The sequence below is a fragment of the Cupriavidus sp. UBA2010 genome (assembly GCF_002335265.1).
GTDB classification, from domain to species: Bacteria; Pseudomonadota; Gammaproteobacteria; order Burkholderiales; family Burkholderiaceae; genus Cupriavidus; species Cupriavidus metallidurans.
On sequence record NZ_DDCI01000033.1, the window covers coordinates 423,141 to 440,762 of the forward strand.

The window sequence follows — 17,622 nt, forward strand, 5'->3', positions numbered from 1 at the left end:
GTTTCTCGTTGGGCGCATGGGGAGCGCCCGCCAACAGGTGCTGGACACCCCTGCTAGGTGACGCAGCATCCTTACTTGAGTACGTTGAGATCGGGCTCGCGCAGTTGTCAGGCGCGCGCAGCGGGCAGCGGATGGAGGTAAGCATGAGCGGTTGGAAAACCCTTCATCTTCCCGGTATCGGGCGGGCATTGCAGGTCCGCTTCAGACAACCGGTTCCCGGTGTGAGCCGCGCACTGCAAGTGCGACTGGCCCATCCGGTGGCAGGCCGCGCGTTGCTGCGCGGCAGCCGCACAACCTTGAAATACACCCTGAACAGTCTCGGGGTGCTGTCGGTGGCCGCAGCGGTCACCTTGACCGTCAGCCAGCAATGGCGGACCTCGCTCGCCGGTGCGCTGGCAGGCAACGAAGCCCCTGCCGTGCTGGTGGATGCTGCCATGTCGAAGGATTCGATCAGCCATGTGCCGCCCATGTCGGCGGATGTGGCCGCGTCGCGCCTGATGGCCGCCGTAGCCAGCCATGGCAGCTCGGGCCTGCCGACCGTGTCGGGCGTGGACGAATGGAGCCAGACGGCTGCCGGCAAGGTGCCGTCCGTGGCGCATCTGGCCGCGCAGATTCCGGTCCAGCGCGTGGCGCTGGACGCCCGCAACACGGCTGCGCTTGGCTCCGCGCGTGAGCAGGCTGCCGTGGCCGAGTACATCGCCCGCAAGTACCGCGTGGCGACGCAGGCGACTGCGCAGCTCGTGAAGGCCGCCTATATGACGGGGCGCGAGGTCGGTATCGATCCGCTGCTGATCCTGGGCGTGATCGCGATCGAGTCGAGCTTCAATCCGTACGCGGAAAGCGGCGTTGGCGCGCAGGGCCTGATGCAGGTCATGACGAAGGTCCACCAGGACAAGTACGAGGCCGTGGGCGGCGTGTCCGCCGCGCTGAATCCGTACGCCAACATCAAGATTGGCGCGCTGGTGCTCAAGGATTGCATCGCGCGTGCCGGTTCGATCGAAGGCGGGCTGAAGTACTACGTGGGTGCCACGACCAATACCGACGGCGGCTATGGCGCAAAGGTGCTGGCCGAGCGCGCGCGTCTGCGTGCCCTGCTGGGTCTGCCGAGCACGGAGAAGGCACCGGCCGTTCCCGACACCAAGACGCAGGCCGAGCATCATCAAGGCACCGAGAAGCTCGAGGCGTCCGGCAATACGGCCCAGTCGGCCTGAGCCGCGGATTCTCGTCGCTCATGAAAAAGGCACCCCTTGGGGTGCCTTTTTCGTTTGATGCCTGTGGAACGGTGAGCAACCCAGGCAATCCGCGCAGGCGCTACCTCTACCTCTACCGCAGGAAATGATGCAGTCGCTGCATCGCCTCCTCGATGTTCTGCATCGACGTCGCGTATGAAATCCGGATGTAGTCGTTGGCGGTATGCGGGCCGAAGTCCGTGCCAGGCACCATGACCACGCCGGCATCGTGCAGGATGGCCTGCGTCAGACGGTCGGCGTTGCCGGCAGCCGGATGATTGACGTGGCGGCAGTTGGCGTAGACGTAGAACGCGCCGTCCGGCTTGACCGGTACGCGCAGGCCGAGTGCTTCGAGCGCGGGGACGATGGCATCGCGGCGGCGGCGGAATTCCGCCTTGCGCTCGTCATAGATCGCCAGCGCCTCGGGCGTGAAGCAGGCCAGCGCGGCGTGCTGCGCCACGGCCGACGCGCAGATGAACAGGTTCTGCGCGACCTTTTCGAATGCCGGCACCAGCGAGTCGGGCACCACGAGCCAGCCCAGGCGCCAGCCGGTCATATTGAAGTACTTCGAAAAGCTGTTAACGGTCACGACGTTGTCGTCGAGCGAGAGCGCCGAGACCGGCGGCGCGTCGTACGACAGCCCCTGGTAGATCTCGTCGAGAATTGCGAAGCCTTGGCGCTTGCGAACCTCGGCCAGGATGGCCTTGAGTTCGTCGGGCAGAATCGACGTGCCGGTCGGGTTCGACGGCGATGCCAACAGCACGCCCCGCGTGTTCTCGCCCCAGTGCTCGACCACCTGGGCCGCCGTGAGCTGGAAACGTTCTTCCGGGCCGCTCGGGATCATCTTCGCGTGGCCGTCAAACGCCGCCACGAAATGCCGGTTGCACGGGTAGCTCGGATCCGGCATCAGTACCTCGGCGCCGATCTCGACGAGCACGGCGCAGGCCAGCAACAGCGCGCCCGAGGCGCCGGCCGTGACAATCACGCGCCGGGCCGGGACATCGATTCCATAGGCCGTCTTGTAATAGCCGGCGATCGCCTCACGCAGCGCGTGGATGCCAAGCGCGCCCGTGTACTGCGTGACACCGCGGCGCATCGCGGCTTCGGCAGCGTGAATAACCGGCGCGGCAGCCGTGAAGTCCGGCTCGCCGATACCCATATGGATGATGTGGCGCCCGGCGCGTTCGAGTTCGGCGGCCTGCTTGGCCAACTCCATCACGTGGAAGGCGTCGATGTTGGCGAGGCGGGAAGCGGTGGCAAGGCGCTGGAGATCCATGGCAATCGGGACTGGCCCGTCAGAGAGTCAGAGAAGGGGTGGCATGGCGCATCGTCATCGGCTACGCCCGCCGAACATCGGGTGACCAAACAAAAACACCCGCCGGGGCGGGTGTCTTGCCGGTGCTGAGCATATTCGAATGCCACGCACCGAAATGCAACATCTGTTTTAAATGCTCGAATTAACGACGAGCTGATACTTCCGGCGCCCGCACCTGCGCGGCCAGCTTGTCGAGCACGCCGTTGACGTACTTGTAACCTTCCACGCCGCCGAAGGTCTTGGTCAGTTCGACAGCTTCGTTGATCACGACCTTGTACGGAATGTCCAGGCAGTGCACGAGTTCGTAGCTGCCAACCAGCAGCGCGGCGCGCTCAACCGGCGACAGTTCGTCGACGGTGCGGTCCAGGAACGGCTCGAAGGCCGCCGTCAGACGTGCTTCCTCGCGCACGGCGCCACCCAGCAGGGCGTCGAAGTGCTCGCGGTCGGCCTTGTTGAAGCCTTGGGCATCGTGCAGATGGGCCTGGATGGCGCCGATATCGTTGCGATTCAGCAGCCACTGGTACAGGCCCTGCAAGGCCAGTTCGCGCGAACGGCGACGCGCGCTCTTCGGCGGTGCCTTCGGCTCGGTGCGCGGCTTGGCGCCAGCCGGCTTGCCGGCTGCCTCGCCCTTGTCGCCGGTGTCGGGCGCGTCACTCATCATCTTCCTCGTCTTCTGCGTCTTCGGCGCCATGCTCGCGAAGCGAATCGAGCGCGACCACCAGGTTGGCCATTTCCACTGCGGCGCGGGCGCAATCGCGGCCCTTCTCGCGGGTGCGGGCATGGGCCTGGGCGTCGGTGTCGACGGTCAGGATGCCGTTGGCGATGGGCACGTTGAAATCGAGGCCCACGCGGGTGATACCGGCGCCGGATTCATTCGAGACCAGCTCGAAGTGATAGGTTTCGCCACGCACCACCGCGCCCAGCGCGACCAGCGCGTCGAACTGGCCGCTCTCGGCCATCTTCTGCAGCGCCAGCGGCACTTCCAGTGCGCCCGGCACGGTCACCAGCAGCGTGTCTTCGCCTTCGACGCCCAGCTTTTCCAGTTCCGCCATGCAGGCCTCGCGCAGTTCGTCGCAGACGGGCTCGTTGAAGCGTGCCTGCACGATGCCGATACGCAGGCCTTCACCGTCGAGGTTGCTCTCGTAGAAGCCGTGATCCATTGTTATTTCTCCAGTGATTCGGTCAGGCAGCCGCGCGGATGCGCCGCTGCCGGGTCAATCGGTACGATCCGTTCCCGGTCAGCCGCGATTCGACTCGCCGCTCATCGGCTGGCAGCCAACGATCTCGAGTTCGTAACCGGTCATGCTCGGCATCTTCTGCGGCGAACCCAGCACGCGCATCTTGCCCACGCCGACGTCGCGCAGGATCTGCGCGCCCACGCCGTAGGTGCGCAAGTCCGGCTTGCGGCGCGGACGGTTCTCCGGGGCCTCCAGCGCGGCGAATTGCTCGAACAGCATTTCCGGCGAGTCGCCGCAGTTCAGCAGCACCATCACGCCATGTTCGGCGCCATGCAGCACTTCCAGCGCGGCGGGCAGGCTCCACGAATGGGTGGTGTGGCCGGCTTCCAGCAGGTCGAGCACCGACAACGGCTCGTGCACGCGCACCAGCGTCTCGCGCTCAGGCTGGGGCTTGCCCTTGATCAACGCCACATGGGCGCGGCCGGACGGCTTGTCGCGATACAGCACGCTGTGGAACGTGCCCCACGGCGTTTGCATGTCGCGCTCGCCCACTCGTTCGATGATGCTTTCGGTGCGGCTGCGGTAGTGGATCAGGTCGGCAATCGTTCCGATCTTGAGGTCGTGCTCGCGCGCGAACTCGATCAGGTCCGGCAGCCGGGCCATCGTACCGTCGTCCTTCATGATTTCGCAGATCACCGCGGCGGGCGTCAGGCCAGCCAGGGTGCCAAGGTCGCAGCCGGCCTCGGTATGGCCGGCGCGGATCAGCACGCCGCCGGGCTGGGCCGTCAGCGGGAAGATGTGGCCGGGCTGCACCAGGTCGCTCGCGCGGGCGTCACGGGCCACGGCGGCCTGGACGGTGCGGGAACGGTCGGCTGCCGAGATGCCGGTGGTCACGCCTTCGGCGGCTTCGATGGATACCGTGAAGTTGGTGCCATGCACGGTGCCGTTGCGCGACACCATCGGATACAGCTCGAGCTGGCGGCAGCGTTCGGCGGTCAGCGTCAGGCAGATCAGGCCGCGGCCGTACTTGGCCATGAAGTTGATGGCTTCCGGCGTGACGAAATCGGCCGCCAGGACAAGGTCGCCCTCGTTTTCACGATCTTCCTCGTCCACAAGGATGACCATGCGGCCGGCACGAATGTCGGCAATGATGTCTTCGATACGAGAGATAGTCATGGTTGGGGCGACGTATGAATGGCGAGCGGGATGCTTTTCGGCGGGCAGGGCCGGCGGCGGGATGCGACGATGCCGGCGAAATCAAGGCCGCTATTGTACGCCAAGCCGTGCATGGCGGGCCGGCTCCGGCCCCGGGCGCCCCGACGCCACCGCATCCGGGTTGGTCCCGGTTGCATCGGTGTGCGCGAAGCGCCATACCTAGAGCCATGATTTTTGCCATCCAAGGAGATCGCGCATGACACCGCCGCTGCAGGGCATCCGCATTGTCGAATTTGAAGGAATCGGCCCTGGGCCGCTGGCGGGCCGGATGCTGGCCGACATGGGGGCGGAAGTGACGGTCATCGCGCGGCGCCAGCGTGTGGCCGTGGCCGACCAGCTAGGCGGTGACAAGCCCAGCCCGCTGCGGCGCGGCAAGGTCATCGTGCCACTCGATCTGAAGCAGCCCGACGATCTGGCCGAGGCAATGCGGTTGGTGGACGGCGCCGATGCCCTGATCGAAGGAAATCGTCCGGGTGTGATGGAGCGGCTGGGCCTGGGCCCGGCCGACTGCGCCGCCCGCAATCCGAAGCTGGTCTATGGGCGCATGACGGGGTGGGGCCAGTCCGGCCCGCTCGCGCAGACCGCCGGACACGACCTCAACTACGTGGCGCTGACGGGCATGTTGTCGCTCTCGGCCCGCCCGGGTGAGGCGCCGATGATCCCGCCCACCGTGGTCGGCGATGCGGGCGGCGCGCTGGGGCTGGCGTTCGGTATCGTCTGCGCCCTGCTTGACGCCCGTGCCTCGGGGCGCGGGCGTGTGGTCGATGGCGCCATCGTCGACATGGTGGCGATGCTCGGCAGCATCGCGATGTGGGTGCGCAATAACGGCCAGCTCGATGGCCCGACACCCAGCCCGTTCCATCAATCGCCGTTCTATGATGTGTATGGCTGTGCCGATGGTGGATTCATCACGATCGGCGCGCTGGAGCCGCAGTTCTATGCGTTGTTGCTGGAGCGGCTCGGCATGACCGACGTCGATCCCGCCGCGCAGTATGACCACGCGGCCTGGCCCGCGTTGAAGCAGCGTTTCACCAGGCTCTTCGCGAGCGAGCCGCGCGCGCACTGGGACGCGCTGCTTGGCGGCACGGACGTTTGCTATGCACCGGTGCTGAGCGTCGCGGAAGCGGCGCGGCACCCACACAATGTGGCGCGCGGCGTGTTCATCGCCCAGGAGGATGGGGCGCTGGACGTGGCGGGCGCGCCGAGGTTTGCGCCGTCAGGGGCGGCCTGACTGGAGCGAATGCGCACGGCGCGCATCGAGCGGAGAGGGGGAGAACATGAGATACGTAATGACGATCGTCGCACTGTGTCTGGGTGTCTTCATGAGCCCCTGCACGATGGCGCAGGAAGCCGCGCTCGATGAGAGCGTCACGACGGTAAGCCTGCCACGAGGCACCGAGCTGAGTCTCGTGGTCAGCAAGAAGCCCGGCTCCAGCCCTTCGACGGCGGCGCTACTGTTCCCGGGCTATCCCGGCGTATTGCGGGTCGAAGTCCAGAACGGGGCGCCGGTCTATCAGCTTCGCGGCAACTTCCTGGTGCGCGCGCGCCGGCATCTGGTGAGCGATCAGGTGATGACGGTGATGGTCGACTGCCCGAAGGACCGCTGGAGCAACTGCGATGACGAATACCGGACATCGGACCAGTATGCGGCCGACGTAGGTGCGGCGATCGACAAGCTCAAGGCGGACCTTGGCATTGGCAAGGTCTACCTGATCGGCACGAGCTATGGCACCGTGTCGAGCGCCTTCCTGGCGCGCAAGCTCGACGGTCGCATCGACGGCGCGGTGCACACGTCCACCATTACTGACCCTCGCGCAGGCCGCAATCGCAATGCGCACGGTCTGCCGATGTGGAACTTTGACTGGACGGCGACGCATGTCGATCAGTTGTTTGTCCATCATCAGGATGACCCGTGTCCGCTGACGCAGTACCGGAGTATCGCGGCCCGGCGTGGAAACATTCCATTGATCACGGTGCAGGGGTCGAAGGGGGCGCGCGGAGAGCCTTGCGAGGCGTTCTCGCAGCACGGCTTCGTAGGGCGCGAACAGGTGGTCATGCGGGCGATTGGCGACTGGATTAGCACGCGCAAGGTTGTGGAGACGGTGGGCGAGAAGGGCGACGAGTGAAAGACCCGCGCTCAAGTCATGCCGGAATTCTGCCGACAACATGGATGCGGCTGAATGGCGCAAGTGCTTGTGCCTGCCGTGCCGCACTTGTCAAACTTGAATCAGGCAGAACCCAATGATCAATTCCATCGTCAGTTCGCTGAACGCCTCAGACCCAGGTAGCGATCCCGTCGGGATCACGATGTTGCGCAAGACGCTCGACATGCAGTCGCAGGGCGTGGCTCAACTGCTGCAATCCATGCCCGGTGTTGGATCGGCTGGCCGCAATCCGCCGCATCTGGGTCAGAACATCGACATCAAGGTCTGAGCCTCAGGCAGCGCAGCAAGTGCGAACGGCCACTGGCAATCGAATTGCCAGTGGCCGTTCTGCATTGCGCCGGTGGCCGTCGAGTGGACGCCGGGAGGAGGCGCCGGCAGCTACCGGCGCCATCGATTGTCAGACGAGCGGTTGTCCCGCCTCGGCGGAAGCCGACAGCATTCGCTCCACGTACCGCGCGATCAGGTCGATCTCGAGGTTCACGCGCTTGCCCGGTGCCAGTTCGTTGAGCGTGGTGACTTCCACGGTATGCGGAATCAGGTTGATCGAGAACACGCAGCCGTTGGCTTCATCGCTGACGCTGTTGACGGTCAGCGACACGCCGTTGACCACCACCGATCCCTTGTAGGCCAGATAGCGGCCCAGCTCGCGCGGCGCGCGGATACCGAGTTCATGCGATTCGCCCACCGGTGCAAAGCGAACGACCTCGCCAAGTCCGTCCACGTGACCAGACACCAGGTGCCCGCCCAGGCGGTCGGCCAGACGCAGCGCCTTTTCCAGATTGACGCGGCCTGGCTGGTCTAGGCCGACGGTCTTGTCGAGCGATTCGCGTGAGACGTCGACGTCGAATTGGCCCGCGCCCAGCGTTACCACGGTCATGCACGCGCCCTGGATGGCGATACTGTCGCCGATGCCGACGTCTGTCAGGTCGAGGTCGCCGGCCGCCACGCGCAGGCGCACGCCTGCGTTGACGTCACCGAGCGGGGAGACGGATTCGATGCGGCCAACCGCCGCCACGATGCCAGTAAACATGCTTGCCTCTTCGATGTGTGTGTGTTTGTTCAGCGTTGGGTGTCGGCGCGGCGCGCGATCAGGCGCAGATCGTCGCCAATCTGGCGCACTTCGTGCCAGCGGAATTCGGTCGCGTCTTCAAGCTTCGACAGCGGCGGCAGATTGAACATGCCCTGCGCGTCGCCAAGCAGCTTCGGCGCCAGGTAGACCAGCAGTTCGTCCGCGCAGCCTTCGCGGATCAGTGAGCCATTGAGCTTGAAACCCGCTTCCACGTGGAGTTCGTTGATGCCTCGCCGCGCGAGTTCTTCCAGCATGCGGCGCAGTTCCACCTTGCCATGCGGATTGGGCAGCACCACGACTTCGGCGCCACGTGCCTCGAGCGCGCGCTGGCGGGCCTTGTCTTCGATGGCGCAGAAGACCAGCACGGGTTTGGCGAAGTCGCCGGTATCGCGGTTGAGGATCTGCGCGTCGAGCGGCACTTCAAGCCGTGAGTCGACAAGCACGCGCTGCGGCTGTCGCGGCGTCGGGATGGCACGCACGGTCAGTGCCGGATTGTCGTCGCGGACGGTGCCAATACCGGTCAGGATGGCACAGGCCCGGGCGCGCCAGGCGTGCCCGTCGTCGCGTGCCGGCTGGCCGGTGATCCATTGGCTTGTGCCATCGTGCAGCGCAGTGCCGCCGTCGAGGGATGCAGCTACCTTGACTCGCACCCAGGGAAGTCCGCGCGTCATGCGCGAGATAAAGCCGATATTGAGATCCCGTGCTTCCTTTTCCAGCAGCCCGCAGCGGACGTCGATGCCCGCGTCGCGCAAGCGCTGCAGGCCACGGCCGGATACGGTGGGATTTGGGTCTTCCATGGCAGCCACCACGCGCGCGATACCTGCGCGCACCAGCGCGTCGGCACATGGTGGCGTGCGGCCGAAGTGGCTGCACGGCTCCAGCGTGACGTAGGCGGTGGCGCCAGCGGGATCATGGCCGCGCGAGATCGCGTCCTTCATGGCCTGGATCTCGGCATGATCCTGGCCGGCCGGTTGCGTGTAGCCTTCCCCGATGACCATTCCGTCCTTCATCAGCACGCAGCCGACACGAGGGTTCGGCGTGGTGGTGAACATGCCACGCGCGGCGAGCGCGAGGGCCTGTTCCATGGCGGTGTAGTCAGCGGCGGAAAACATGGCGTGGGATTCTGGCCAAAGGGTTTGTCGGGAATCCGGTCCGGTCAGTCGCAATCGACATCGATGCCGGGCCGGCAGATCCGGATGCGCCCCTGGGCACCGAGCCGGACCTGACGCTGCGCGCGGTGGCAGCGCAACTGGAACGTGGCGGCCAGAAAGCCGCCTTGCTCAGACCGTGAGTATCCCACAGGTGTCAAGCGCAGGCTTTGTGCGCCGGCAGGGCCCGCCGTGCTGCGGAGCGTGATCCGCAGGCACGGGTCGCTGGCTCTGACGACCGCGAGCGAAGGCTCCATGTCACTGTCCAACTGCCAGCCGCCATCCAGGGTCTGGGCGCCTGCGAGGGGGCTGATACGCACTTCAACACGGCGACTGGCCGCGATTGTGCGTGCCAGCGCCAGTGACGCGGCCAGCCGGTCGGCGGCATGGGCCACCGTCTGCTCCGCAATCAGGTTGCGAAGCACCGGCCACGCGGCGATGGCCAGGATCGCGCTGATGGCCAACGAGATCAGCAGTTCGGGCAAGGTGGCGCCGCGTTTGGCGCTTCGGGACGCGTGGCCTGTGGTTCGCATGTCAGCACTCCCAAGGCAACGGAATGGCGGCGGCGTCCGCCGTGGGCATGGAGAGCCACTCGCCATTGCTGCGCAGGACCAGCGTGCCACACGCTTTGTCCACATGGACTGGGGCGGCGCGTATCTCCACACAACGCGACAGATCGAGTCCGGCACAGCTTGTGGCAGTCAGCCAGTGGCGTGTGCGGGCTGGTGGGGGCGGTACGGGACGCGGCCACTGGCCAGCTGGTGTCGTCGCACCCGGCGTGCTGGCGAACGTGGTGGTGAGCAGGGCGTGCCGCTCGAGTGCGAGCATCGCGGAAACCAGCTCGGCCCGTGCCTGTACGCGCCACGCGCGTTCCAGGTGATGCCGCCATGCGGGCATCGCCAGCATCGACAGGATCGCGGCGATCAGCAGGGTCACCAGCAGTTCGGCAAGACTGTAGCCGGTCTGGCGGCGACTGATGCGTCTGAGGGGAGCGAGATGAGCAAGATGAGCGAGGTTCATGGCTCGGTTCGGATCAGTTCGCGCCAGCCAAGGCGTCCGCGCCGGCGCCGATAGTGCGTGTTCTGCGCGAGATGCGCGGTGTTGCCGTCGACCTGCCACATGCCGAGCTCGAACGTGTCGAAGGTCGACTTGCCGGGCACGACCGGCCCCCCGTTCAAGGTTGGCGATACCACGGCGATTGGCGTGCCGAACCGGTCATCGAACGGCACACCGGTTACGGCGCGCACGAGCGTGCCATCCGGGTCCGTCTGCATGACTGACTCTCCGCTGGCCGCTTCGATCAGGTAGCTGCGAGTGCGCCCGTCGGGTGTTAGCGTGGTGAAGCTCAGATGCGCCGGGCCAACGTTGTCCAGCGTCGTGATCGATTCCCCAGGATGGGGGAGTGGCAGAGTCCAGCCATTCGCACCGGTGTCCAACTGGGGCTGGCCCGCACGGAGGATCACGCCATTGCCTGACACGATGGCGTCGATCCGCGAGGGGGTGCCGCGCGGACCGCGCCCATCGGGAATTGCGGAAAGCTCGCCACCGCCCGCGTAGATGACGAGCGGTCCGCTGGACGGATGCATGATGATTGGCGCCTCGGCGGTGGCACTTCCGCGCTGACGATGCAGGCATCGTGCTGACTCCGCCTGCTGCGTCGCGCCAAGGTGATCGAGTCCGAATCGCCAAAGTCTGCCCGTGTCGTCGACGACGTATGCGGCACGGGCGTGGCCACTTGCGTTGGCAAGCACGCTGGCTGCGAGCAGCCGAGTCCTGGTGGTGTCTGCACCGCATCCGGTCGAGGGCAGATATAGCCTTGGCGCCGTGCCGGATGGGAGTCCATTCACGATGGGCCGATCAAGCGGCAGCAATGCAATCCCGGCGGGTGAGCCGGTTTCCGGTGTCGCGGTGATGATGGTCAGCGCGGCCCAGCGACGTGCGCCGTGCTCGATCCACATGAGTGCGCGGATCGGGCCCTGGCCTGTCAATGGCAACGCCTCGGAAGCAGGAATTTCCCAGAGCAGCCGGATCGGCGCTTCGCTTTCCGGTGACGAGACATCCAGGGCGAACACGGCGGCCGGCCGCCTGTCCGTCGACGGGATGCCGCACAACAACAGCGTTCGCCAGACGCCGGATGGATCCGCATCGATGCTATCCGGGCGCGGGCAAGGCGCCACGGGCATGGCGCTGCCCGGTACGGTGAGGGCGGCGGAACCGGCCAGCGCGGCGCGCGGGAGGAATCCTGCAAGTTCCTTGCCGGTCACGGCATCGAACCCATGCACGATGCCGTCGCGTGTACCGATCCAGACGGTGACCGCGCGGTTTGCGTGACGCAGGCGAAATTGGGCGTGGCCCGGTTGCATCGGCAGCCAGGCTGGGGCTGCCACAACGCGCACGCGGGCGCCAGCGCCGCTGGCCAATCGCGTGTCGCGCGGGCGAAGTGTGGCGTCCGTCCTGTCGCCTCGCAACCATGCGAGCCGTCTCGTGCCATTGCCACTGGGCTCGGGGGTGTGAAGTTCTGCCTGGGCGTCGGCGTCGATGGAGCGCCAATGGAATGGCACGAGACGATCGCCACCGAGGTATAGCCTGCGCGAGGCGGTATCGCGCAGGTCAAGCTCGGCGCCCGCCTCCCATTTCGTGAGCACGGTGGAAGTGTGGATGCGCGCGGTGCGGAAGACGATTGCATGGAGCCGGCCGGTCCATGGAAAACTGCCTGCCGAGATGCGGTAGCTGAGCGGAAGCTGACCGGTCGTGGAGCCATGGCTGGGGGCGGTCATGCTCAGCCAAAGTGCAAGGATGACGATGCCGTCGAAGCATGTGCGATGGCGCATCACGGCTGAAACTCCGTCTGGAGCAGAGCCCGGACGCCGGTGTGGCGCCCAAAGCCTAGCGCCGTGATGCGAAAGCGCGGCCAGGCGTCGGCTGTCAGGCCGGTTCGATCATCAAGGGCTTCGATCACGTAACGAGGTGCCGTGGTCGCTCCGATGACATCGGCGGGCAGGATTGGCATGGTGATACGCGTGAACGTGCCGGCTTCGATGCCGAGATCTGCGGGCAAATTGCCCTCGAGCCATGGCATCCATGCCGTCATGTCGCCATCGGCCATGCACAGTCCGCGTTGTGCTCCCGTCCCACACGTTCCGGGCGTTGGCCATGACGCCAGTCGCCCGCCGCCGACCTCCGCGATGGCGGCGATCAGATCTGCTTCCGCGTCGAGCAGCGCCACCTCCGCTGCACGGAAGGCGATCTCGCGGTCCAGCCACTGGCTCGTCATGCTTCGCCCGGCAAACAGCAGGTGCGCGGCGGCGGCGCCGATGCTACCCATCATCAGTAGCAGGCTGGAGAGGAATGCCAGTAGCGCCGCACCGGAATGTGGGCGGAGGTTCAGCATAGGGCTTCCCGGCATGGAGACGGATTGCGTAGACGAACAGTCGTGGTGAAGGTTCGTTCTCTCGGCGCGCGACTGACAGTCGGGCGCTGTCCCTTGACGACGAGCGTGACCTGTACCGCTCGCACGTGATGCCAGGCGAGTTGTCGCTGTCGCGCCACGTCTTGGGCGTCAAGCAGAGCGGGGACGCGCTCACTCTCGCCCTGGCCATCGCCCTCATCGACCATGCCGAAACGCAATTGCATCGACTCGACGCCGCGCACAAGGGTGCCGGATGTGTGGGCGTGTGCCTGCGCGCGGTTGTCGCTGCGGCGCGGGTAACGGCACAGCAACTGGGGAACGCCATCGCTACCGTTGCCGATATAGAAGACGTTGGTCGCGGCATGGTGTGCTGGCGGCGCGATGCCGTCGCCAACTGTTTTTGCAGGCAGCGCGTAGCCACTGCAGTCAGTCATCGTGCCGTCGGCCAGGCTTGGGTCGGTTGCCCGGCCGCTGCCGGAAAATCGCACCAGCAGTGCATCGCTGCCACGGACGCCGCGTCGCCCACATTCCAGCCCGTCATCGATCGACGGCGCACCACAATCGTCATGGCCTTCAAGCGGCCCCTGTGGGGCAGGGTGTGCGGGCTCCAGCGCAACCTGCGCGGGAATCCAGCCCGCCTGCCGGATCGCATGCGCGATGATGGCCAATGCGCGCTGACCGCGCTCTTCGATCTCGATCCCATCTGCCACACTGGCATAGGCGTCCCGCATGACCTGCCACATGGTCAGCGCAGCGAGCATTGCAATCGTGCCAAGCGCGACACCGATCATCATGCCCACCAAGGTGAAGCCGTGTTGCTGCGATCTTGGCCTCATGGTGCTACCCACAATGCCAGCCGGGTAGGCATGGTGTCAATTCCGGCTGCATCCGTTGGAGAACGGCTCTCGATGGTCGCGATCGCGAGGCGTTTGTCTGGCACGCAACGCTCTTGCTGCCCGGCCAATCCGCAAAGCGGGATCGGGAGCGCGTCGTTGCCGGGTGGCTGCAGTGCCATTGCACTTGCTTCGGCCAGTTCAGCGGCCCGCATCAGGGCGGTGGTCAGGTGTTCCTGTTCACCGGTCCAGCGCAGGCAGACCGTGCCGAGCATCCCCAGCGGTATCGCGCCGAGGCCGATGACGGCCAGGCTCAGCAATGCCTCGAACAGGACGTGACCTCGGCACGAAGTCAATGAAGGGGAACGGGGGTGAAGGCGGGCAACCATGGCGTATCGGTTCGATTGGAACGGAAGGCCACGATAACGGCGGGGATGGTGTCAGGACGTGTCTGGCTGTGGAGGATTGGTGTCAGTGTGTTTCCGAGTCGAGCCCGGAAACATCCGAGTCAGTGCCAGAGTCGTCAGGGGCGTGACATCACGCAAGTCTGGCTTTCGAGGTCCGGGTTGCACACAGGCCGTGAGGCGGACCTGCAAGCGCGCTCGCTTGCCTCGCTCTACCCAAGAGCAGCAAGTGGTGATGAGACAGCGCTTCTGCGGTCCTTCCTACCCCTTTCGCGGGGTGGATGACGAGAATTCGTCGAGCATGTCCCGGAATTCGGAAACGTCCTCGAAGCTGCGATACACGGATGCAAAGCGGATATAGGCGATCTTGTCGAGCTTGCGAAGCTCGCGCATGACCAGCTCGCCGACCTGGCTGCTCGGGATTTCCTTCTCGCCCAGAGCCAGCAGTTTTTCTTCGATGCGAGTGATTGCTTCGTCGATGGCCTCGGCGGAAACTGGCCGCTTGCGCAGTGCCAGCCGCATCGAATCCTTGAGCTTGGCGCGCGCGTAGTCCACGCGCGAGCCATTTTTCTTGACGATGGCGGGAAAGAACAGCTCGATCCGCTCGTAGGTGGTGAAGCGGCGGTCGCAGGCTTCGCAGCGGCGTCGGCGGCGCACGGTATCGCCATCTTCCGAGACGCGGCTGTCAAGAACCTGGGTGCTGGAATGACCGCAGAAGGGGCATTTCATGCCTGACCACCTGAATGTAAGAGCCTGACCGCATTTTGCATCTTCGATTTCTGTTGCGGTCCTGCGGTTGTTGAAACGGCGCTGTCACCATAGAGGTGACAGCGCCGTTCGTGTGCGCTAACTATAGCGCGATCGACTGGCGAATCAGCCGTAGACCGGGAAGCGACGGGTCAGTGCGGCAACCTGTTCGCGCACGGCGGCGATGTTGGCCTCGTCGTGCGGGTTGTCCAGCACGTCGGCGAGCAGGTTGGCCACCTGGCGGGCTTCTTCTTCCTTGAAGCCGCGCGTGGTCATGGCCGGCGAGCCCAGGCGGATGCCCGAGGTGACGAACGGCTTTTCCGGATCGTTCGGGATCGCGTTCTTGTTCACCGTGATATGGGCGTCGCCGAGGATCTTCTCGGCTTCCTTGCCGGTGATCTTCTTGGCGCGCAGGTCAACCAGCATCACGTGGCTTTCCGTACGGCCCGACACGATGCGCAGACCGCGGGCGATCAGCGTTTCGGCCAGTGCGGCGGCGTTCTTGACCACCTGTTCCTGATACGCCTTGAAGTCCGGCTGCAGCGCTTCCTTGAAGGCTACGGCCTTGCCGGCGATCACGTGCATCAGCGGGCCACCCTGGATGCCCGGGAAGATGGCCGAGTTGATGGCCTTCTCATGCTCGGCCTTCATCAGGATCACGCCGCCGCGCGGGCCGCGCAGGCTCTTGTGGGTGGTGGTGGTCACGAAGTCGGCGTGCGGCACCGGGTTCGGGTACACACCGGCGGCGATCAGGCCGGCGTAGTGGGCCATATCCACCATGAAGTAGGCGCCAACTGCCTTGGCAACTTTGGCGATGCGTTCGAAGTCGATGCGCAGCGCGAAAGCCGATGCACCGGCGATGATCAGCTTCGGCTTTTTCTCGTGGGCCAGCTTTTCCAGCGCGTCGTAGTCGATGTCTTCCTGCGCGTTCAGGCCGTAGCTGACCACGTTGAACCACTTGCCGCTCATGTTCAGCGCCATGCCGTGGGTCAGGTGACCGCCTTCGGCCAGGCTCATGCCCATGATCGTGTCTCCCGGCTTGAGCATGGCGAAGAACACGCCCTGGTTGGCCTGCGAGCCCGAGTTCGGCTGCACGTTGGCGGCTTCGGCGCCAAACAGTTGCTTCACACGGTCGATGGCGAGCTGCTCCACCACGTCCACATACTCGCAACCGCCGTAGTAGCGCTTGCCGGGATAGCCTTCGGCGTACTTGTTGGTGAGCTGCGAACCCTGGGCGGCCATCACGGCCGGCGAGGTGTAGTTCTCGGAAGCGATCAGTTCGATGTGATCTTCCTGACGCTGATTTTCCTTCTGGATCGCGGCAAAGACTTCGGGGTCGATTTGCTCGATCGTGAAGCGGCTACGTTCAAACATGGCGTGACTCGTCTGTTTAAAAGGGAGAGCGGATGGCACGGCCGGTACGGAAACCGGATGCCTGTCGACGCTACTCTGTATTGCGGAATTTTCGCGTATTAGGGCGCGCGGGGAAGGCACTGGCGTCCAGCACCGGGGGCGCGAAAACGCGACCAGCCGGTGCAGGGCGCACCCTGCTTCCCATTCGCTGCCCAGGCGAGCGGCAGGCGCATCGAATATCACGCCCAATGAACTTGCGCTTCCTCGTGGTAGTACCCACTGACTTCGCCAGTCGCGCAAGGTGGAATGGTTGCCGCAGAGTTTACGCGAGCAAGCGGCTTGCTGCAAGACGACGGCCGGCCCGGATGCACGCCCGGCCCTGATTCGGCAAGGCCTGGCGAGGATTGGCTCGCAACTTGCTGTTGCAAAGTCACACACGGGTTTACCAGTGCACTCCGTTACAATGCCCGCCATGCCAAATTTCGTATGGCCGCTGCGCGTGTATTGGGAAGATACCGACGCAGGCGGCGTGGTGTTCTACGCCAACTACCTCAAATTCTTCGAACGGGCCAGGACCGAATGGCTGCGCTCGCTCGGCGTCGAACAGCAGAGCCTCGCGGATTCGTCCGGCGTGGTCTTCATCGTCCGCAGCACGACTGTGGAATACAATGCGCCCGCCCGGCTGGACGACCAGCTCGAGATCCGTACGCATATCGAACGCGTCGGACCGGCGTCGGTCCAATTTGCCCAGGAAGCCTGGCGTGGCGAGCTGATGCTGGCCGCCGGCCAAATTCGAGTCGGATGTGTCGATAAAAGCACGTTCCGGCCGACCCCGATTCCTGCCCCTGTTCTCGCCACTATCAAAAACGCTCGATGAATCCAGTGACCGTCACGCAAGACCTGTCGATCATTTCGCTGGTACTTCACGCCAGTCTGCTGGCACAGGCCGTCATGGCCCTGCTGCTGGTGATGTCCCTGTTCTCGTGGACCTACATTTTCCGCAAGCACCTGGCACTGCGCGCCGCGCGCACGCAGACCGAGGGCTTCGAGCGCGATTTCTGGGCAGGCGGCGACCTGCAGGCGCTCTATAACAGTGCGGTCAACAATCGTCACAACACCGGCGCCCTGGAGCGGATCTTCGAATCGGGCATGGGCGAGTTCCTGAAGGCACGCGAGCGTGGCAACGAGGCCGGCGCGCTGCTCGACGCCGCCCGCCGCGCGATGCGCGCCGCGTACCAGCGTGAAATGGACGTGCTCGAATCGCACCTGCCGTTCCTGGCGTCGGTCGGTTCGGTCAGCCCTTATATCGGCCTGTTCGGCACGGTCTGGGGGATCATGAACGCATTCCGCGGTCTGTCGAATGTGCAGCAGGCAACGCTTGCATCGGTGGCGCCCGGTATCGCCGAGGCACTCGTGGCCACCGCGATCGGCCTGTTTGCAGCTATCCCGGCCGTGATCGCCTACAACCGGTATGCCACGGAAATCGACCGTCTGGCCATCCGGTTCGAAAGCTTCATGGAAGAATTCCTGAACATCCTTCAGCGCCAGACGCGTTAA

General features: G+C 65.1%; 20 protein-coding genes and 1 riboswitch. Of the genes, 6 read left to right on the forward strand and 14 right to left on the reverse strand.

Features of this window, described 5'->3' with window-relative positions:
- Positions 1 to 143: 143 nt before the first annotated feature.
- Positions 144 to 1,211, forward strand: coding sequence for a lytic transglycosylase domain-containing protein (locus B2246_RS25710; RefSeq protein WP_035884768.1), 1,068 nt, complete (start codon positions 144 to 146; stop codon positions 1,209 to 1,211).
- A gap of 112 nt (positions 1,212 to 1,323) precedes the next feature.
- Here B2246_RS25710 and B2246_RS25715 read toward each other — a convergent pair whose 3' ends face one another.
- From B2246_RS25715 to ribBA, 4 genes are all read right to left on the reverse strand, one after another.
- Complete coding sequence (locus B2246_RS25715; RefSeq protein ID WP_008642243.1) at positions 1,324 to 2,505, reverse strand: pyridoxal phosphate-dependent aminotransferase; 1,182 nt, start codon at positions 2,503 to 2,505, stop codon at positions 1,324 to 1,326.
- Between the two features lie 181 nt (positions 2,506 to 2,686).
- Positions 2,687 to 3,202, reverse strand: a complete 516-nt coding sequence (gene nusB / locus B2246_RS25720) for a transcription antitermination factor NusB (RefSeq protein WP_008642244.1) — start codon at positions 3,200 to 3,202, stop codon at positions 2,687 to 2,689.
- Positions 3,195 to 3,704: a 6,7-dimethyl-8-ribityllumazine synthase gene (ribH, locus tag B2246_RS25725; RefSeq protein WP_008642245.1), complete on the reverse strand. Its 510-nt coding sequence runs from the start codon at positions 3,702 to 3,704 to the stop codon at positions 3,195 to 3,197. Before ribH ends, nusB begins: the two co-directional genes overlap by 8 nt.
- A gap of 78 nt (positions 3,705 to 3,782) precedes the next feature.
- The gene (gene ribBA, locus B2246_RS25730; RefSeq protein WP_008642246.1) at positions 3,783 to 4,898 is read right to left on the reverse strand and encodes a bifunctional 3,4-dihydroxy-2-butanone-4-phosphate synthase/GTP cyclohydrolase II; all 1,116 of its coding nucleotides are present in this window, start codon (positions 4,896 to 4,898) and stop codon (positions 3,783 to 3,785) included.
- Positions 4,899 to 5,133: 235 nt separating this feature from the next.
- Between ribBA and B2246_RS25735 the strand changes: the two genes are divergently transcribed.
- The 3 genes from B2246_RS25735 (at position 5,134) to B2246_RS25745 (ending at position 7,370) form a co-directional block, all read left to right on the forward strand.
- The gene (locus B2246_RS25735; RefSeq protein ID WP_286881600.1) at positions 5,134 to 6,168 is read left to right on the forward strand and encodes a CaiB/BaiF CoA transferase family protein; all 1,035 of its coding nucleotides are present in this window, start codon (positions 5,134 to 5,136) and stop codon (positions 6,166 to 6,168) included.
- Positions 6,169 to 6,226: 58 nt separating this feature from the next.
- On the forward strand, positions 6,227 to 7,063 hold the full coding sequence (locus B2246_RS25740) for an alpha/beta fold hydrolase (RefSeq protein WP_286881599.1): 837 nt from the start codon (positions 6,227 to 6,229) through the stop codon (positions 7,061 to 7,063).
- A 115-nt stretch (positions 7,064 to 7,178) separates the two neighbouring features.
- Positions 7,179 to 7,370 carry a YjfB family protein gene (locus tag B2246_RS25745; protein ID WP_008642249.1) on the forward strand — a complete coding sequence of 64 codons (192 nt, stop codon included), beginning with the start codon at positions 7,179 to 7,181 and terminating at the stop codon, positions 7,368 to 7,370.
- 129 nt (positions 7,371 to 7,499) lie between these two features.
- Here the strand turns inward: B2246_RS25745 and B2246_RS25750 are convergent, their stop codons facing one another.
- From B2246_RS25750 to glyA, 10 genes are all read right to left on the reverse strand, one after another.
- Positions 7,500 to 8,132 carry a riboflavin synthase gene (locus tag B2246_RS25750; protein ID WP_286881598.1) on the reverse strand — a complete coding sequence of 211 codons (633 nt, stop codon included), beginning with the start codon at positions 8,130 to 8,132 and terminating at the stop codon, positions 7,500 to 7,502.
- A 29-nt stretch (positions 8,133 to 8,161) separates the two neighbouring features.
- Positions 8,162 to 9,283, reverse strand: a complete 1,122-nt coding sequence (ribD, locus tag B2246_RS25755; protein WP_008642252.1) for a bifunctional diaminohydroxyphosphoribosylaminopyrimidine deaminase/5-amino-6-(5-phosphoribosylamino)uracil reductase RibD — start codon at positions 9,281 to 9,283, stop codon at positions 8,162 to 8,164.
- Between the two features lie 44 nt (positions 9,284 to 9,327).
- Positions 9,328 to 9,852, reverse strand: a complete 525-nt coding sequence (locus tag B2246_RS25760) for a GspH/FimT family protein (protein WP_286881596.1) — start codon at positions 9,850 to 9,852, stop codon at positions 9,328 to 9,330.
- A gap of 1 nt (position 9,853) precedes the next feature.
- Positions 9,854 to 10,339, reverse strand: a complete 486-nt coding sequence (locus B2246_RS25765; RefSeq protein WP_286881595.1) for a type IV pilin protein — start codon at positions 10,337 to 10,339, stop codon at positions 9,854 to 9,856.
- Positions 10,336 to 12,150 carry a pilus assembly protein PilY gene (locus B2246_RS25770; RefSeq protein ID WP_286881593.1) on the reverse strand — a complete coding sequence of 605 codons (1,815 nt, stop codon included), beginning with the start codon at positions 12,148 to 12,150 and terminating at the stop codon, positions 10,336 to 10,338. The genes B2246_RS25765 and B2246_RS25770 overlap by 4 nt, the downstream gene beginning before the upstream one ends.
- Positions 12,150 to 12,710, reverse strand: coding sequence for a pilus assembly PilX family protein (locus B2246_RS25775; protein WP_286881592.1), 561 nt, complete (start codon positions 12,708 to 12,710; stop codon positions 12,150 to 12,152). Before B2246_RS25775 ends, B2246_RS25770 begins: the two co-directional genes overlap by 1 nt.
- On the reverse strand, positions 12,704 to 13,564 hold the full coding sequence (locus tag B2246_RS25780; protein ID WP_286881591.1) for a PilW family protein: 861 nt from the start codon (positions 13,562 to 13,564) through the stop codon (positions 12,704 to 12,706). Before B2246_RS25780 ends, B2246_RS25775 begins: the two co-directional genes overlap by 7 nt.
- Entirely contained in the window at positions 13,561 to 13,950 is a 390-nt protein-coding gene (locus B2246_RS25785) for a hypothetical protein (protein WP_080709907.1), read from the reverse strand. Before B2246_RS25785 ends, B2246_RS25780 begins: the two co-directional genes overlap by 4 nt.
- Positions 13,951 to 14,226: 276 nt before the next feature.
- Positions 14,227 to 14,694 (reverse strand): transcriptional regulator NrdR, encoded by a 468-nt coding sequence (gene nrdR / locus B2246_RS25790; protein WP_008642265.1) that lies wholly within the window; start codon positions 14,692 to 14,694, stop codon positions 14,227 to 14,229.
- A 144-nt stretch (positions 14,695 to 14,838) separates the two neighbouring features.
- Complete coding sequence (gene glyA / locus B2246_RS25795; protein WP_008642266.1) at positions 14,839 to 16,086, reverse strand: serine hydroxymethyltransferase; 1,248 nt, start codon at positions 16,084 to 16,086, stop codon at positions 14,839 to 14,841.
- Between the two features lie 182 nt (positions 16,087 to 16,268).
- Positions 16,269 to 16,371, reverse strand: a riboswitch (ZMP/ZTP riboswitch).
- Between the two features lie 166 nt (positions 16,372 to 16,537).
- On the opposite strand from glyA, the gene ybgC reads away from it, so the two are divergent.
- Together ybgC and tolQ are read left to right on the forward strand one after the other, a co-directional pair.
- On the forward strand, positions 16,538 to 16,942 hold the full coding sequence (gene ybgC / locus B2246_RS25800) for a tol-pal system-associated acyl-CoA thioesterase (RefSeq protein ID WP_008642267.1): 405 nt from the start codon (positions 16,538 to 16,540) through the stop codon (positions 16,940 to 16,942).
- Positions 16,939 to 17,622, forward strand: coding sequence for a protein TolQ (gene tolQ, locus B2246_RS25805; protein WP_011517252.1), 684 nt, complete (start codon positions 16,939 to 16,941; stop codon positions 17,620 to 17,622). The genes ybgC and tolQ overlap by 4 nt, the downstream gene beginning before the upstream one ends.

Excerpts from the sequence above, each read along its gene's own strand:
- B2246_RS25740 (WP_286881599.1), top strand. The coding sequence starts at position 6,227 with ATGACGATCGTCGCACTGTGTCTGGGTGTCTTCATGAGCCCCTGCACG.
- B2246_RS25750 (WP_286881598.1), bottom strand. The coding sequence starts at position 8,132 with ATGTTTACTGGCATCGTGGCGGCGGTTGGCCGCATCGAATCCGTCTCC.
- B2246_RS25760 (WP_286881596.1), bottom strand. The coding sequence starts at position 9,852 with ATGCGAACCACAGGCCACGCGTCCCGAAGCGCCAAACGCGGCGCCACC.
- ribD (WP_008642252.1), bottom strand. The coding sequence starts at position 9,283 with ATGTTTTCCGCCGCTGACTACACCGCCATGGAACAGGCCCTCGCGCTC.
- B2246_RS25745 (WP_008642249.1), top strand. The coding sequence starts at position 7,179 with ATGATCAATTCCATCGTCAGTTCGCTGAACGCCTCAGACCCAGGTAGC.
- nusB (WP_008642244.1), bottom strand. The coding sequence starts at position 3,202 with ATGAGTGACGCGCCCGACACCGGCGACAAGGGCGAGGCAGCCGGCAAG.
- B2246_RS25735 (WP_286881600.1), top strand. The coding sequence starts at position 5,134 with ATGACACCGCCGCTGCAGGGCATCCGCATTGTCGAATTTGAAGGAATC.
- nrdR (WP_008642265.1), bottom strand. The coding sequence starts at position 14,694 with ATGAAATGCCCCTTCTGCGGTCATTCCAGCACCCAGGTTCTTGACAGC.
- B2246_RS25710 (WP_035884768.1), top strand. The coding sequence starts at position 144 with ATGAGCGGTTGGAAAACCCTTCATCTTCCCGGTATCGGGCGGGCATTG.
- ybgC (WP_008642267.1), top strand. The coding sequence starts at position 16,538 with ATGCCAAATTTCGTATGGCCGCTGCGCGTGTATTGGGAAGATACCGAC.
- B2246_RS25765 (WP_286881595.1), bottom strand. The coding sequence starts at position 10,339 with ATGAACCTCGCTCATCTTGCTCATCTCGCTCCCCTCAGACGCATCAGT.
- B2246_RS25770 (WP_286881593.1), bottom strand. The coding sequence starts at position 12,150 with ATGCGCCATCGCACATGCTTCGACGGCATCGTCATCCTTGCACTTTGG.
- B2246_RS25715 (WP_008642243.1), bottom strand. The coding sequence starts at position 2,505 with ATGGATCTCCAGCGCCTTGCCACCGCTTCCCGCCTCGCCAACATCGAC.
- ribH (WP_008642245.1), bottom strand. The coding sequence starts at position 3,704 with ATGGATCACGGCTTCTACGAGAGCAACCTCGACGGTGAAGGCCTGCGT.
- tolQ (WP_011517252.1), top strand. The coding sequence starts at position 16,939 with ATGAATCCAGTGACCGTCACGCAAGACCTGTCGATCATTTCGCTGGTA.
- B2246_RS25775 (WP_286881592.1), bottom strand. The coding sequence starts at position 12,710 with ATGCTGAACCTCCGCCCACATTCCGGTGCGGCGCTACTGGCATTCCTC.
- ribBA (WP_008642246.1), bottom strand. The coding sequence starts at position 4,898 with ATGACTATCTCTCGTATCGAAGACATCATTGCCGACATTCGTGCCGGC.
- B2246_RS25780 (WP_286881591.1), bottom strand. The coding sequence starts at position 13,564 with ATGAGGCCAAGATCGCAGCAACACGGCTTCACCTTGGTGGGCATGATG.
- glyA (WP_008642266.1), bottom strand. The coding sequence starts at position 16,086 with ATGTTTGAACGTAGCCGCTTCACGATCGAGCAAATCGACCCCGAAGTC.
- B2246_RS25785 (WP_080709907.1), bottom strand. The coding sequence starts at position 13,950 with ATGGTTGCCCGCCTTCACCCCCGTTCCCCTTCATTGACTTCGTGCCGA.